This window comes from Roseibium sp. R5 (assembly GCF_055755305.1).
Window position 1 is genome coordinate 4,106,246 of sequence record NZ_CM146910.1, and the last position, 15,550, is coordinate 4,121,795.

14 protein-coding genes are annotated in these 15,550 nt (G+C 57.2%); 7 read left to right on the forward strand and 7 right to left on the reverse strand.

Annotation, left to right across the window (positions count from 1 at the left end; all coding sequences use genetic code 11):
- The first annotated feature begins 68 nt into the window (after positions 1–68).
- Positions 69–1,247 (forward strand): ribonuclease D, encoded by a 1,179-nt coding sequence (gene rnd, locus AC0J4F_RS19105; RefSeq protein WP_133950257.1) that lies wholly within the window; start codon positions 69–71, stop codon positions 1,245–1,247.
- Between the two features lie 95 nt (positions 1,248–1,342).
- On the opposite strand, the gene AC0J4F_RS19110 is transcribed toward rnd, so the two are convergent.
- The 4 genes from AC0J4F_RS19110 to AC0J4F_RS19125 form a co-directional block, all read right to left on the reverse strand.
- Entirely contained in the window at positions 1,343–2,866 is a 1,524-nt protein-coding gene (locus AC0J4F_RS19110) for a Ppx/GppA phosphatase family protein (RefSeq protein WP_473024353.1), read from the reverse strand.
- Positions 2,867–3,019: 153 nt separating this feature from the next.
- On the reverse strand, positions 3,020–5,242 hold the full coding sequence (locus tag AC0J4F_RS19115; RefSeq protein ID WP_133950261.1) for an RNA degradosome polyphosphate kinase: 2,223 nt from the start codon (positions 5,240–5,242) through the stop codon (positions 3,020–3,022).
- A gap of 100 nt (positions 5,243–5,342) precedes the next feature.
- Complete coding sequence (locus tag AC0J4F_RS19120; protein ID WP_473024354.1) at positions 5,343–6,023, reverse strand: P-loop NTPase family protein; 681 nt, start codon at positions 6,021–6,023, stop codon at positions 5,343–5,345.
- Positions 6,024–6,033: 10 nt separating this feature from the next.
- Positions 6,034–7,149 carry an AI-2E family transporter gene (locus AC0J4F_RS19125; RefSeq protein ID WP_473024355.1) on the reverse strand — a complete coding sequence of 372 codons (1,116 nt, stop codon included), beginning with the start codon at positions 7,147–7,149 and terminating at the stop codon, positions 6,034–6,036.
- 216 nt (positions 7,150–7,365) lie between these two features.
- Between AC0J4F_RS19125 and purM the strand changes: the two genes are divergently transcribed.
- The 4 genes from purM (at position 7,366) to AC0J4F_RS19145 (ending at position 10,321) form a co-directional block, all read left to right on the forward strand.
- A complete protein-coding gene (gene purM, locus AC0J4F_RS19130) occupies positions 7,366–8,442 on the forward strand; it encodes a phosphoribosylformylglycinamidine cyclo-ligase (RefSeq protein WP_473024356.1) in 1,077 nt (358 codons plus the stop codon).
- A gap of 51 nt (positions 8,443–8,493) precedes the next feature.
- The gene (gene purN / locus AC0J4F_RS19135) at positions 8,494–9,144 is read left to right on the forward strand and encodes a phosphoribosylglycinamide formyltransferase (RefSeq protein WP_473024357.1); all 651 of its coding nucleotides are present in this window, start codon (positions 8,494–8,496) and stop codon (positions 9,142–9,144) included.
- 205 nt (positions 9,145–9,349) lie between these two features.
- The gene (locus tag AC0J4F_RS19140) at positions 9,350–10,021 is read left to right on the forward strand and encodes a hypothetical protein (RefSeq protein WP_473024358.1); all 672 of its coding nucleotides are present in this window, start codon (positions 9,350–9,352) and stop codon (positions 10,019–10,021) included.
- A gap of 105 nt (positions 10,022–10,126) precedes the next feature.
- Positions 10,127–10,321: a hypothetical protein gene (locus tag AC0J4F_RS19145; RefSeq protein ID WP_133950273.1), complete on the forward strand. Its 195-nt coding sequence runs from the start codon at positions 10,127–10,129 to the stop codon at positions 10,319–10,321.
- A 19-nt stretch (positions 10,322–10,340) separates the two neighbouring features.
- Here the strand turns inward: AC0J4F_RS19145 and AC0J4F_RS19150 are convergent, their stop codons facing one another.
- On the reverse strand, positions 10,341–11,228 hold the full coding sequence (locus AC0J4F_RS19150) for an amidohydrolase family protein (RefSeq protein WP_473024359.1): 888 nt from the start codon (positions 11,226–11,228) through the stop codon (positions 10,341–10,343).
- Positions 11,229–11,405: 177 nt separating this feature from the next.
- On the opposite strand from AC0J4F_RS19150, the gene AC0J4F_RS19155 reads away from it, so the two are divergent.
- Together AC0J4F_RS19155 and AC0J4F_RS19160 are read left to right on the forward strand one after the other, a co-directional pair.
- Positions 11,406–12,800: an aminotransferase-like domain-containing protein gene (locus AC0J4F_RS19155; protein ID WP_473024360.1), complete on the forward strand. Its 1,395-nt coding sequence runs from the start codon at positions 11,406–11,408 to the stop codon at positions 12,798–12,800.
- Positions 12,801–12,954: 154 nt separating this feature from the next.
- Positions 12,955–13,380 carry a DUF983 domain-containing protein gene (locus tag AC0J4F_RS19160; protein WP_473024361.1) on the forward strand — a complete coding sequence of 142 codons (426 nt, stop codon included), beginning with the start codon at positions 12,955–12,957 and terminating at the stop codon, positions 13,378–13,380.
- A gap of 206 nt (positions 13,381–13,586) precedes the next feature.
- Here AC0J4F_RS19160 and AC0J4F_RS19165 read toward each other — a convergent pair whose 3' ends face one another.
- Both AC0J4F_RS19165 and AC0J4F_RS19170 read right to left on the reverse strand, forming a co-directional pair.
- Positions 13,587–14,789 carry an HlyD family secretion protein gene (locus AC0J4F_RS19165; protein WP_473024362.1) on the reverse strand — a complete coding sequence of 401 codons (1,203 nt, stop codon included), beginning with the start codon at positions 14,787–14,789 and terminating at the stop codon, positions 13,587–13,589.
- The gene (locus AC0J4F_RS19170; RefSeq protein WP_473024363.1) at positions 14,782–15,210 is read right to left on the reverse strand and encodes a hypothetical protein; all 429 of its coding nucleotides are present in this window, start codon (positions 15,208–15,210) and stop codon (positions 14,782–14,784) included. The genes AC0J4F_RS19165 and AC0J4F_RS19170 overlap by 8 nt, the downstream gene beginning before the upstream one ends.
- Between the last annotated feature and the right edge of the window lie 340 nt (positions 15,211–15,550).

Sequence of the window (15,550 nt, forward strand, 5' to 3'; positions counted from 1 at the left end):
CTACATCGCCAATCGGCACCATTTCGTGGCGACAAGCTGGCAGAACTCGGGTATAGCTTTCGATCACCATGGAAGTGATTACAAAAACTGAAGACCTCGCCGCTGCCTGTCAGCGTCTTGCCACCAACGACTATGTCACCGTCGACACGGAATTTCTCCGCGAAACGACATTTTGGCCGAAGCTCTGCGTTATCCAGATGGCCGGAACCGACATGGCCTTTATCGTTGACGCTCTGGCTGAAGGCCTTGATCTAGATCCCTTTTTCGACCTGATGCGCGACGACAGTGTGACAAAGGTGTTTCACGCTGCCCGGCAGGATATCGAAATCATCTACCATTTGGGCGGCCTGATCCCGGCCCCGCTGTTCGATACGCAAGTCGCGGCCATGGTCTGCGGATTTGGGGATTCCATCTCCTACGACCAACTTGTCTACAAGGTCACGGGTGCACGGATCGACAAGTCGTCCCGGTTTACCGATTGGGCCCGCCGGCCGCTGACCGCCAAGCAGCTTGATTACGCCCTCGCCGACGTCACCCATCTGCGCGATGCCTATCAGTTCCTGAAAGCAAATCTAGCCGAACAGAACCGGACCCATTGGGTGCAGGACGAAATGACAGTCCTGACGTCGGTAGCGACCTACCGCACGGATCCAGACCAAGCCTGGAAACGCTTGAAGCTTCGCGTGCGCAAGCCGGTTGAGCTGGCTGTCATGATGGAAGTCGCCGCCTGGCGCGAAACCGAGGCACAAAACCGGGATGTCCCCCGCAGCCGCGTGATCAAGGACGACGCAATCTATGAGCTGGCCGCGCAACAGCCGGTGACGGCGGAAGCGCTTGGCCGCCTACGAACAATCCCGCGTGGCTTTGAGCGATCCCGAAATGCAGACGAAATCCTGAAAGCGGTCCGCCGGGCACTGGAGATCCCAAAGTCCGAGCTCCCGAAATTGCCGAAAGGCCGGCAAGCGCCGGATGGATCTGCCGCGGCCGTCGATTTGCTGAAGGTTCTTTTGAAGCTCGTCAGCGAAGCCCATGGCGTTGCGGCCAAGGTGATTGCCACTGTCGACGATCTGGAGAAGATCGCGGCTGATGACAACGCGGATGTCGCGGCGATGAAAGGCTGGCGGCGGGAGCTGTTTGGAGAAACGGCGCTCAAGCTCAAGCGCGGCGAAGTGGCCTTGGCATTCCAGAACCGGCAGATCACTGTTCTGGAGCAAACACCTCAGCAGGCCACACAAGCGGCAGAGTAACTGCAGGCTCAATATAGAGATCTGATAAAAGGTGCCGTTTCAGGCACCTTTTTTTATTTGAGACCCGCAGACCAATCGAAAGCCGAAGTGAACAACTATGCGCTCACGCGCACACTCACCGGCGCGTCAATGACCTTGGACAGCTGACCAACACGCTTGCGCAGGCGTTCTCCATCGAGATCAGCCAACTCAGTGCCAAGATCTAGCACAAGCTCCTCGCCTTCCTTGCTGATACCGACTTTCGGCAGCATGCCGCCCATGGAGGCACTCAAGAGTGAAGCAACACGCAAAGTCGCCCCAAGAACCTTGGCGCGGATCCGAAGCCGGTCGGTGAACAGCTCCCGTATAACGGTCGACAGAGCGCCTTCCCTGAGCCCCTCATGGCGGTAGAAGACAGCGGCGGACAGATAGGCCCGGCTTGCGTGATCAAGACCTACGAACGAAGCGTTGGAAATGATGTTGAGGCTCTGCTCCCCGCGATAGTCGGGATGAGCCCGCCAGCCAATATCAGATAAGAGACATGCCGCATGCCGCAGCCGGGTTTCGTTGGCGGTCTCTTCGATCGAAAGCATTTGGAACAAGGCGTCGGACCACGCAATCAATTCCTCGGCGAATTGTGGTGATCGCGCCCGCAACACACAGAGCTCTCGGGCGGCCTCAATAACCGGATCCTGCGCCTGCATTTCCGGTGACAGTTTGGAATGCAGAAGTCCTTCACGAACGCCGGTTGCAGAAAACACCAGCCGTTCCGCCTTCATGGCCGTAAGGACACGTTCCAGAACAACGGCACCGATTGGAACGAGCGGACGGCGCTGCTTGGAAACAACTTCGGCAAGTTCCACGTCTTCCAAATCCGGAACCGCGATCTTTCGACAGAACTCAATCGCTTCATCTGCGTTGATTTGATAGTTGTGCATCACGTGCAGCGGATAGTTTTTCTGCATCAGATGAAGACGGCCCAAAGACCGCCACGTTCCACCGACCGCATAGAACGTCCGCTCGCCCGGCGGCAAATCCGGCCAATGGAAATCCTTCAGTGTTTCCTCTGCAATCTCAGAGGCCTTTTCGATGCTGCCCTCGGCCATTTCCGCAAGGCGCAGACCACCGAGTGGGAATGTCATGCCAAGGCCCGGGCCTTTGTCATCGACTTCGACGAGTTCTAGACTCCCCCCGCCCATATCTCCGACAAGTCCCCGCGGCTGCCAGAACCCTGCCGTAACGCCAAGGGCCGAAAAATAAGCCTCTTCGTTGCCGTCCAATATGCGCACCGGTGAACCGAGGATCGCCTCGACCTCGCGGACAAAATCCGGCCCGTTCTCCGCATCGCGGGTTGCAGCTGTTGCTACAATATAGATGTCCTGACAGCCTGTATGACGAATGAGCGCACGAAAGCGCACCAACTCGCCAAGTGCGGCCTTTACAGATCCGTCCGCCAGTTGCCCCGTCGCCGCAACGCCGCGCCCAAGACCTGCCAGCATCTTTTCATTGAAAAGCATCGTCGGCGTGCGCGCCTTGCGCTCATAGATCACAAGACGAACAGAGTTGGATCCGATGTCGACCACAGCAATAGGGCCGGTGCCGTTAAGCCGGCCACGCGCCGGATGATGTTGGGAAGACATCAAAGGTCAATCCTTGCCCTTGCGGCCTGTCGGCGGGCAGTTTTCCTGACCACCGATCTTGAATGTGCCTGCACTTAACGTCATCGGATCACAGGGTCAATTCCAGAATTACAGTTTCCGCCGCGCATCTGATCGCTCAGCGAAACGGCCAGTTCATCTTCTCTTTTTTCGCTTAACGAAAGGCTTCGGGCGGTCGCTTTTCAGTGACTTTCCGCGGCCGGACAAAGACGGGTTGGTCATGAAATAGCGATGGGCATTGAACGGCTCGTCAGTGGCGCCAGGTTCAATCCGCTCGTGACTGCCGTTTGAAAGGATCCGCCAGCTTTGCTGATTGTCCTTCAAATTGGCCACCATAATCTGATCAAGGACCTGCTCATGCACTGTCGGTGTCGTCAGCGGCACCAACACTTCCACTCGGCGGTCGATGTTGCGCGGCATGAGGTCGGCGGAGCCGATATAGACATGCGCTTCCGGGGACGGCAGGCCATGACCGTTGCCAAAACAGAAAATCCTTGAGTGCTCCAGGAAGCGGCCAACAATGGATTTCACCCGTATGTTGTCGGACAATCCGGCAATCCCCGGCCGGAGGCAGCAAATGCCACGGATGACCAGATCGACCTGAACACCCGCCTGGCTCGCCTTGTAGAGCGTGTCGATGATTTCCGGATCGACCAGGCTGTTCATCTTCATCCAGATCTGTGCCGGACGGCCCGCACGGGCATGTTCGATTTCCGCTTCGGTCAACTCGATCATACGGCTGCGCAGATTGACCGGAGACACAGCCAGGTGATTGAGCTCTGCCGGCTCTGCATAACCGGTGATGTAGTTGAAGACCCGCGCGGCATCCTCGGCAACGCCCGGATCATCGGTAAAGAAAGACAGATCCTCGTATATCCGCGCCGTGATCGGATGATAGTTGCCGGTCCCGATGTGGCAGTACGTCTTCAGCTGCCCATGCTCCCGCCGGATTACCATGGAGAGCTTCGAATGGGTTTTCAGCTCGATAAATCCGAAGACAACCTGGACACCGGCACGTTCCAAATCCCGCGCCCATTTGATGTTGGCCTCTTCGTCAAACCGTGCCTTCAGCTCGACCAGAGCGGTGACCGACTTTCCGGCCTCGGCCGCCTCCGCCAGCGCCTTCACGATCGGCGAATTGTTGGATGTCCGGTAGAGCGTCTGCTTGATCGCTACCACATCCGGATCTCTGGCAGCTTGGCGCAGATACTGGACGACGACGTCAAAAGACTCATACGGATGATGGACGATGATGTCCTTCTGATGAATTGCTGCGAGGCAATCACCGCCGTGCTCCCGAATGCGTTCCGGAAAACGGGCCGTGTAGGGCTCAAATTTCAGATCCGGCCGCTCCAGATCCACAATTTGGGACAAGTTGTTCAGCGCCAACAGCCCCTTGGCGAGGAAGATCTCCTCCCCGTCCACATCCAGGGCATCTGCCACGAACTCCTGCAAGGCGGGCGGTGTCGTTTCCTGAATTTCCAGACGGATTACCGACCCGCGCCGGCGGCGTTTCAGGGCGCTTTCAAACAAGCGCACCAGATCTTCCGCTTCCTCCTCGATTTCCAGATCACTGTCGCGGATGACCCGGAAGGCGCCTTTGCCGCGGATTTCGTACCCCGGGAACAAACGGTCGATGAACAGCGAGACGACCTTCTCGATCGCAATAAACCGCTCAGCCCCGTCACTGGTCTTGGGCATTTGAACAAAGCGGGCGACCTGACTTGGAATGCGCAGCAGCGCGATCATGCTGCGCCCGCCACCGGTCGGCGCCAGCTCAAAGACGATTGAAAACCCGAGGTTCGGAATAAAGGGGAACGGGTGAGCAGGATCAATGGCAAGTGGTGTCAATACCGGGAAAATGTAGGACAGAAAATGGTCTTCCAGCCATTGTTTTTCGTTGGCATCCAAGAGGTCGCCATGAAGAATCTCGATGCCTCTTTCAGCGATCTCACCGCGCAACTCACCCCAGATCTGCTGTTGGGTTGCCTGCAACTGATGAACCGCTTCGCTGATCTTCTCCAGCTGCTCTGTCGGCGTCAGCCCGTCGTCGGAAAGATGAGTCACTTCGGCCCGTTGCTGGCCCCGCAGACCGGCGACGCGCACCATGAAAAACTCATCCAGGTTGTTGGCTGAAATCGACAGGAACCGGACCCGCTCCAAAAGCGGATGGTTGCGGTTCATGGCTTCTTCCAAGACCCGGAGGTTAAACTGCAACCAGGACAATTCGCGGTTCATGAACCGGGCTGTCGATGTCGGTAGATGCTCAGCCGTATCCCGCGCCGCCTTGATGTCCGGGTGGTTGGGCACCTTTTGCACTGAGGATGCAGTGTCAGGTGCGTCAACAGTCTCGGTCATAAGGGTTCCTCCGGTGCGAAGCATTAGCTCAACTCAGCATGTTGCCGGGTCGCTTCTGGTCATAACATCTGAAAGCTCAATGGCCTAGGCTGTGTGGCCTTTAATCGGAGCCTGTGACAGTTTCAAGAACGCGGCCCGCGAGCGGCTTGGTGATCTTCACCCGGCCGGCAAGGGCTTCCCGGTCGATAGCGTCCACGGCCCTCAGAGCAACCTCCAGCGACCGTTCCATGCGCACGACCAAGTAATCCACAACACCGATATCAACGGCGATCTGCCGGTCCGCAAACAGCTTGACCAGAACCCGCCGCAGCAGATCGTCATCCGGCTCAAGCACTTCGACCGGTGTTGCCGCGCGCAACCGTGACATCAGATCCGGCAAGGATATCTTCCAGGACGCCGGCCATGTACGGCTGGTGATCAAAACCGTCTTGCCCGCCTGACGCGCCGCGTTCAGCAAATGAAACAGGGCCGTGTTGTTGACGCCGCGATGCGCATCTTCAACGACACAGGCAGGTGCTGAGACAAGCGCGGAGACGCTAACCTCGGTCAAATCCCGCGCCTGGATAACTTCCGCACCGGTTTCATCACGGAAGGCCTCGACCAGGTGTGTTTTTCCCGAACCGACCGGACCTGCGAGGATAATGACGGGCGACGGCCAATCCGGCCAGCGCTCCAGGAGCTCAAACGCAGCCTGGTTGGATTTGCCCACAAGGTAGTCTTCACGGCCAAGGGCAGCATCATGCGGCAAATCCAGGGGCAATTGGCGCGGTGTTTCCGCCATCTTTACTCGTCTACTCGTTGGCTCCCTCATGGGAGGCGGTGTCCTCAGGCCCGATTTTACTCAATCGGCGGCTCCCGGTGTAAACCGGGCTCGCTAGGTACTGCTTCAGCGCAAATCGTGCAAGCACGCCAATCATGGCCGCTGCCGGAACAGCAATCAACATCCCCACGAATCCAAAGAGATATCCAAAGGCAAACAGCGCGAACATGAGCGTCACCGGATGAAGACCAGTGCTGTTTCCAACGAGTTTCGGCTGGAGGATATTCCCTTCAAGAAACTGACCGACGGCAAAAATTGCACCGATGACCAGGATCATGGGCCATTCCGGCCAGAATTGCACGACCCCGACCCCCATGGAGACAATGAAACCCAGTCCCGCACCGACAAACGGGATAAAGCTGACGAGGCCTGCGCCCATTCCGATCAAAAGACCGAAATTCAGCCCGGCAACGGCGAGCGCGATGGCATAAAACGCGCCAAGCAAAAGACAGACAGACAGTTGACCTCGAACGAACCCGGCAACAGCGCCATCCATCTCGCGGGCAAGACCGCGAATTTCCTCAAGATGATCGCGTGGCAGCCAGCCGTCGATCTTTGCGATCATGTGATCCCAGTCGAGCAGCAGGTAGAACGCTACGACGGGCGTGATAACGAACAGAGATAAGATCGAAAGAAGCGCTTGCCCGCCGCTCCAGACAGACTGCGCCAGTTTGCCGACAAATGCCGCGCCCTGCCCCACCATTTCGGCCATACTTGCTTGAAGATCTGCAAGATTGATCCCGGCAGCTTCGGCAAGACGCTGACCCATTTGCTCGTTCACCAGCCCCTGAAGCTGGCGCACCAGCTCCGGAAAGCGCTCAAGAAACGATGCCAGCTGGTTTCCAAGAACCGGCAGCAGCAAGATAAAAAACAGAATGAGCAAGAAGACGAACGCCAGCAGAATGGTGAAGGTTGCCCAAAGACGCCCCATGCCGAGCTTTTCCAGCCGGTCACACACGGGATCGAGCAGGTAAGCAACGGCAGCGCCGGCCACAAACGGCAGCAAGACCCCTGAAAACACATAGAGAAACGCGCAGAAAACGAACAGGGAAATCAGCCAGAACTGGATCTGACGGCGCAATGTCATGTGTCGGTTTCCTTGTTCCGAATACGGCCCGCCGATCGCACGGTAAGCAATCCTGTGCCCGGCACTCTCTCGTTGTGTGCAGTTAGGATGCCAGGGGTAGAGAGGTCAAGAGCCCGCCATTTGCCGGTGACTTCACCCGCCCGGCTCTTGTTTTCTGAAGCCCCAGGCTGTAAGCGCAGCAGGCAAAGCCAACCGCAGCCAGCTTTGGAGCGCCTCATGAGCCAATCGTCTTCTTCCGGTTCCAACGGTTTGACCTATGCCGATGCCGGGGTCGACATCGACGCTGGCAATGCCCTGGTCGATCGGATCAAGCCGCTGGTCAAGGCAACATCCCGTCCCGGTGCAGACAGTGATATTGGCGGTTTTGGCGGTCTCTTCGATCTTAAGGGCGCCGGGTTTGCCGATCCGGTTCTGGTGGCCGCCAATGACGGCGTTGGAACCAAGCTGAAGATCGCGATTGAAACGGGCCAGCACCGCACCGTCGGGATCGATCTTGTTGCCATGTGCGTCAATGATCTGATCGTTCAGGGCGCTGAGCCTCTGTTTTTCCTCGACTATTTTGCAACTGGCGCGCTGGATGTCGACACGGCCACTGATGTGGTCGCTGGTATTGCCGATGGCTGCAAATTGTCGGGCGCTGCCCTGATTGGCGGTGAAACGGCGGAAATGCCGGGCATGTACGCTGCAGGCGACTATGACCTTGCGGGCTTTTCCGTCGGCGCCGTGGAGCGCGGCGAAATCCTGCCGCGCAAGGATGTTGGTGACGGCGATGTGCTGCTTGGTCTCACATCCTCCGGCGTCCATTCCAACGGTTATTCGATGGTGCGCAAGATCGTAGAGCTCACCGGGCTTGAATGGTCAGCCGCGGCGCCCTTCGCAGAGGGCCAGACCCTTGGCGAAGCGCTGATGGTTCCGACAAAGATCTACGTCAAACCGCTGCTTGCCGCCTTGAAGGAAACCAGCGGCATCAAGGCGCTCGCGCACATCACCGGCGGGGGCCTGCCGGAGAACCTGCCGCGTGTTCTGCCAAAAGGGTCTTCTGCGCGCATTGACCTCTCCAAGATATCCGTTCCGCCGGTTTTCTCCTGGCTCGCCGAAAAGGGCGGAGTTGCGGAAGCTGAAATGCTGCGCACCTTCAACTGCGGCATCGGTATGGTTGTCGTGGTTGCAAGCGATGAAGCCGCAGCGGTCTCGGACGCGCTGCAAGCAGCCGGTGAAACCGTTGTCGAAATCGGCCGGATTGAAACGGCTGGCAGCAGCCCCGTCTTGTTTGACGGCGCACTCAAGCTCTAACTCGCCAACACTGATCCGAAAGCCATAATCCGAAACCGGGGGCCTGCCATCATGAGCCGCAAAAAGACCGCCATTTTGATATCCGGCCGCGGCTCAAACATGGGCGCCTTGATTTCCGCGGCCATGGATCCGGCTTTTCCGGCAGAGATCTCGCTGGTCATTTCTAACCGGCCAGACGCCAAGGGGCTTGAGCGGGCCCAAGAGTTCGGGATTGCCACAGCAGTTGTCGACCACACGGAATTCGGCGGTGACAGGCAAGCCTTTGAGCGCTCCGTCGATGACGTCCTCAAAGCCGCCAGGATCGATCTTGTCGCTCTGGCCGGCTTCATGCGGATCCTCTCACCTTACCTTGTCAACGCCTGGGCGGGCCGGATGATCAACATTCACCCGGCCTTGCTGCCGTCTTTCAAGGGCCTCGCCACCCACGAGCGGGCGCTTGAAGAAGGCGTCAAACTGCACGGCGCCACCGTGCATTTTGTCTCTGCTGAAATGGATGACGGACCGATCATCACACAAGGCGCTGTGCCGGTTCTCGATCAGGATACGCCTGACAGCCTCGCGGCTCGGGTATTGGACGTGGAACACAAGATCTACCCGAAAGCCCTGCAGCTCGTCGCGTCCGGAAAAGCCAAGATCAAAGGCGGCACCAAAGTCGCCACCGGCGATGCGGACGATGGCACCAAACCGCTGATTTGGCCGTAAATTTCTATATATTTTTCGGCGTAAAGGCCGCCTGTTTTGTTCAGCGAGAATGGATCGAACGCTATGCCTTCCAATTCAAAACAACTTCTAGCTGAACTTGCTGTCGAGATTGCACAATCATTGAAAAACGTCTTGGCGCATGGCGATCTGTCGCAATACGCCTTGCCTGACTACTTTGAACACAGTTACAGCGGAGATTTTACCGTTGGTTGCGATGCCCTGCGGAGTTGCGGGCTACGGTATCAAAAGCCCGTACAATGAATTGAGTTACGAAGCATTCCGCGACCTCCAAATGTCCGCTCCAAACAAGTACATCAGGCCACCGTATTTTAGGGTGGATGCTCCGGATGTTATTCGGAAAAAAATCCTTGAAGACCTCGAAGGTGATCCGTCGCGGTTCATGACGAATACGTTGTCAGCATATGTGGCTATAGACGGTTTTGGCGGCAATGATCAGCTCTCCGTCAGTCGCGACCCATTCGTTCCGCCTGCTCGGTGTAGGCCGATGTTAAGACTGCTTGCTGAACATGGATACGTTGAAAACATAGGTGAGCATTACATCTGGACCAACAAAATTGCTCCGGCGATGCAGCTTGCTTATTTTTGGTCAGACGATGGACAATCATTGGGGGATGTTGAAGATGCTCGGCTGGAAAACGAAGCGCGCGCTGCCTGGGAGGCAATGCCCGTCACCATACAAGAGAGCCATTTCCGGAATAACGGTTACGATCTCCTCGAAATAACAAAAGTCCTGATGAAGTTCTGGAAAGACGGAACTTGGCGTGACAAACCTGAGGAAGAGAGCGACATACTCAGTGCGCATCTCAACCTCGCCCGCCGCTTGATCAAGATCGCAAAAGCCGAAAAACAACAGTAAGACTTTCTGAGTATTCCGTCCCGGGCAGCCGCATCACGCTAACGCCACTGATCTGGATCCGTTTTCGTCTTTCTATTGTCCGGTTTATTGGCTGGAAGCAACGGCATGGATTGCCGGATCAAGTCCAGCAATGACGAAATAATACGGCTTCTCTACACAAAACGCCTAAAACCCATCCCGGCCACTTTTGATAAGACCACCCCTTCCATCACCTCAGGCGTCATCCTCGGGCTTGACCCGAGGACCCATGCCGTTCCGGGTCCGCTCGATCAGTCGCAATACCTGACAGACGCGCTTTAGGCGCAGCACGACTGCCCCCTCACCGCGTCCCGATTTGCTTCATGGAAATCTCGCGTCCGAAAGCCCGTTCGGCGTTTTTGTAGGCGAGTTTTTCGGCGATCTCGCGCGGGAACTGGGAGAGCCACAGGCGGTTCATGTCCATGATCGCCGAATAGTTCTCCCACTGGCTGTTCACCCAGGTGTCACTGCCGATCATCAGCCGGTCCTGGAAATCGAGAATGATCTCCACCCACTCGGGGCTGAGCTTGTCGCCCGGTCCGGCAATTTCCCATTCCCTCAAAGAGGTGTCGGCGAGAAGATCCGGAAATTCCTCCATCAGCGCGTAGACCTCTGATGCCGGCGTGGAGAGGCCGGCATGCGCCCAGATGATCTTCACATCCGGGTCCAGTGCATAGAGCCAGCGGATCGGCTCCGCGCCGGAGTGGACGTGCAAGTAGATATCCCGGTCCTTCGCCATCTTGATGATCTTGCGGAAGAGCGGTTCATCAGATGTGTCCAGACGGTGGATGTGAAATTCACCTATGCCCTCATGCGGATAGGTTTCAAGACGCGCCTCCAGGTAGGCGTCCATCCCCTCCGTCTTGGTCCAATTGGAAGACCCGGCCGCGCCGTGGTAGGGCCGAAGCTCCGGGACGATGCGATTGGGGGCATATTCCCAGAGCATGATCGTGCCGTCATCCGGAGTGGACGACACTAAAGCCATGGCGACCCCGTTTTCGTCCATCAGTTCGATGATGGTGTCGACCGGAAACCTTTGCCATGCCGGTTCCTTGTAATGGACATGCGCATCGAACAGCGGAACATCCTTGATCGCTTCACCGATTGGCAGCCCATCGGGTCCGCCCGCATGTGCCGTTGAGAACGCGCTGAGCGCCAGGATGGCAGTGGCAATCGATTTGAACTCCAAACGTCTTCTCCCGGCGTTATCAATCTGGCCTTTCAGTATAGAGGCCTGATGAAATGCCGAAAGGCGCACCGCGTTCGAAAAACATCACTCTCGGATTCACCGAACTGCCGCGGGATGACAAGTTTGATTGACTGCACTATACAGTCAATATGCAGTCAATTTGGAAAGTGATCGACAATGACCGACTGGTGCCCTGACCTCAGCCGCAGCGCAGCGCCCCGCTACCTCGCGCTTGCAGACAGCATTGAGGAGGACATTGCATCGGGCGTCTTGAAAACCGGAGACCGGCTGCCTGCACAGCGGCGGCTGGCCGTTCAGCTTGGGCTGGACTTCACTACCGTCGCCCGGGGCTATAATGAAGCGCGCCGCAGAGGCGTCATCTCCTCGCTCGTCGGCAGCGGCACATTTGTCTCCGGAGACAAGAACACGCTCCCGATCGGCGTGCTTTCGCAAAACCCCATGCGAATGGCTGCTCCTGATTTTTCCATGAACCTGCCGCCTGAGCCTAATGCCCCCGAGCTTCAGGCGAAGATGCAGAAGAGCCTTTGCGTGCTCTCTGCCGATCTTCCTAGCCTGATGCGCTATCAGACCTTTGAGAGCTCAGAGCAAGACGTAGAAGCGGCCAGCCTCTGGCTGCGCCAGGCTGGCCTGGCGCCAGACACTGACTGCATTCTGGTTGCGCCCGGAGCCCAGGCAGCACTTGCCGCGATCCTGACGACACTGACAAATCCGAGCGATCATATCGCGTGCGAGATTATCACCTATCCAGGCATAAGATCTCTCGCGGCCCAAATGGGTCTGCATCTGACCGGTCTGGACATGGATGACGACGGAATTGTGCCGGATGCATTGGAAAAGACATGCAAAACAGGTGACCTGAGAGCGCTATACCTCAATCCAACGATCCAAAACCCGACCACATACACGATGCCGGAGGAACGGCGCCGCGCTATCGCGAATATCGCGGCCCGGTATGGTGTGCCTATCCTGGAAGATGATCCTTACAGCCCCTTGCTGCCCTCCGCTGCACCGCCGCTGGCGGCACTCGCCCCCCGGAACACATGGTACATCGGCTCCTTGTCGAAAACCCTCGGCGCGGGGCTTCGTCTTGCCTACGTGCAAGCGCCGACAAAGAAGGCCGGTTGGCAAGTCTCCCGTGCATTGCGCACAAGCCAGGTGATGCCTGCCCCGCTCACCGTTGCGCTAGCAACGCAGTGGATCCTGGACGGAACAGCGGAAGAAATCTGCGCGGCCGTCACCAGAGAATGCGCGGAGCGGCAAAAGCTTGCCGCGCACTGTTTTCAGGACCTGACGCACCGCACAGACCCGAACGGTTTTCATCTGTGGCTCTCACTTACCAACGGCTGGACCCGCTCAAGCTTTGCAAGCCAGCTGCGCGGCCTCGAGATCGGCGTGACAGAAAGTGATGCGTTTACAGTCGCCGGCTCATCGGCAGAGGCTGTACGCCTGTGTCTGGGCGGCCCTATCGCGCGCGCCAATCTGAACACGACACTGGAGACGATCGCGGGCCTCCTGGACAGCTCCCCGGAACAGGCGTCCGCCTATTTCTGATTGGCCGAGTTCCCGGCAGAACCAAAATGCCGCACCGGCCCTGCTTGCGAAACAGGTTCATTTTTGAGATATTGACTGCAGACAAAATGACGTCAATTTTAAAATTGACTGCATATAGCGGACAGGAGAAGACCTGACCGGAAAGGCTTCAAACATGAGCACACAGCAACACTGGCCCAAACTGCCCCCGCTTCAAACCGGCATTCGTGGCCGCTGCCCCCGCTGCGGTGAAGGCAAAATTTTTGACGGCTTTCTCACCATGGCCAAGGGTTGCAAGGTGTGCGGTCTCGATTACAGCTTTGCCGACCCGGCCGATGGCCCGGCCTTTTTCGTCATTTGCTTTGGCTGCATCCCCGCGGTGGCTTTCGGCATCTGGTTGGAAATCGCGTTTACCGCGCCCTACTGGGTGCACCTCATCACAACCTTGCCGCTGATCCTGTTGACCTGCATTCCAATGCTGCGCCCACTGAAAGGCTGGCTGATCGCAAGCCAGTATTTCTACAAGGCCCAGGAAGGCCGCCTGGTGACGGCCGACGACGTCGAACCAGACACCAGCTCGACCAGCAAAGCCGCGAGCTAAACAGATATAAAGCGGCGCTTAGCCTCCCGCATTCAAAGGTGGCCATGCGGCCGATGTAACTGCGTTTCCTTCGAATACATCACGATCGGGAATGCCGTTTCGATACCTTCCCACAGGCATTGAACCGGCTGCACCGCCCATCCGGCCCCGCCCCACCCCTCAATCCCGAGGGAGGGGGCCGGACGGGATTTAAGGGTGCCCAATCTCTAGTGTCCGCCGCCGGCCAGTCCGACACCGGTGACCAAAGCGATCCAAACTTTGATCCGCAGCCCCCAAGCCTTGATGATCCCGAGCCCGCTCAACACGTGGCCGGCCAGACCATGACCAAAATTGCGATCATAGGTCTGCACGATACATCCACTGCCGTTGACCAGAAGCTGCTCGTGTTCCGGGTGAACCATTTCAAGGAGCACGGTAACTTCACCTCTGACCGAAAACTGGGAAGGTTCCAGCAAACGGCCGGTCGCGGTTATCTGACCCGCAGCGATCTCCGGCTGGATCCCTGCAATTCGCGCGGGAAGAACGGAATCAACCATCGCAACATTGAAGTTCGTGTCACATGCAACCTCTGCCGGCATGCCGACATAAAGGACCGATCGAGCAACCTGAGAGAAGCCCGCAAGGACACGCCTTGGATGCTCCGGATCCCGGTCCGGAATGATGATCATGGCCGGGTTTGTCGCGATCTGGGACGCTCTGGCTCCTACATGCAGGGTCAATTGATCGATCATTCCGTCCACCTGAGAGCGGACAACGGTTTTCTCGAGTTCCACTTGCGCCTGCTTTAACTCCGCCTCGGCACTGGCCCGCTGAGCCGGGATAACCTCTTCAAGCTGAAGGTTCGCCTCATCAAGCATCGCCTGTGCCTGGGAAACCTTTGCCTGAGCCGCATCCCTATCAGCAACAGCCGCTTCATAACGGGTCGCGGTGTAAGCAGCAGACTGGCGGACCCGCAGCTCCTCTTGGTCTTCAAAAACCTCGACTGCCTGCTGCAACACAGCCTCTTCCCGATCCAGAGAAGCCTGCGCGGACCGGACCTGCGCTTGGGCAAGAGCAAAAGCCTTGTCGATTTCGGCCAGCTTCAGCTCGGCGGTCCGAACCGCAGCCTGTTCCGTTTCGTCGCTCACGGTAAAGAGAACCTGTCCCGGCTCCACCCTGGTTCCGTTGTCGACGGAAATCTGGGTCACGGTACCGCCATTCTCGCTGACAACGGGTACTGTGCGGAACGGTACAAACCCCGTGTAGGACTTTGGATAATAATAAAAGACGGTGAAGAACACTGCGAACGCCAATGCCAGCCAGGCAAAGAGCGCAATGTGAACATTGTAGAGTGTGATCGGAATGCCGCGCCAGCGCAGATAAAGGATCCGCAGGACGAACGGGATTGAGGTAACGGTCAACTCAATCATTGCCAGTTCCTCCTTTGGATTCACCTGAAGGTGTTACTGGTGTTGGGGGCGGTGTATCTGGCCGTTCAGGTTCAAGATTATCGGGCTCTGCTGTCACCATTTGGCCGGAGGCTTGTTTGGGTGCGGTTCGGACCCGTTTGCCGTCCCGGTCGTGTTCACCAAGATGCTCATGCCGCAGCTCTTCGAGCATGATTCCCTCAAGCTCCCCCTTCAGCGTGTGTTCTTTCATCGGCTCAAACCAGAGCATCAGATCCCGTGCGAGAGCCGTCGCAATCAAGGAAAGCGGTAGGAGAATACTGAAATGGCTCAAAGGCGGGAAAATCTCATACGCAAACGCAATCATCAGGAGGGTCGGAATTGTGGTCTGAAGGGGTGTTCCTTCATTGTGCTTCTCCGCGAACCGATCGAACCGCGCGTACATATGGAAGACAGCAAACAACAAAAGAAACAGGAGCACGAGCGCAGAAAACGCTGTTGTGTCCGTCTCACCAGGGCTTGACCACCATGGAACTGTCTGCCCCGCGACATCAGACGATGATGCCCTGGCTGGAATTGAAAGAAGTGCAATAAAAAGCAGAAAAAATGTCCTGCAAATGAGTTGGCTTGGTTTCATATATTGCCACTCCAATCAGATAAAAAACGTTCAGTATGAAATCGGTGAGCCGCGCGCCCCTGGGCCTTTCTAGACAAAAACTCTAACAGTTTGAAAATCAAGGTCATCCTTGATCACTTTTGAAGTTCAACGACCCGCTCATCGGCCC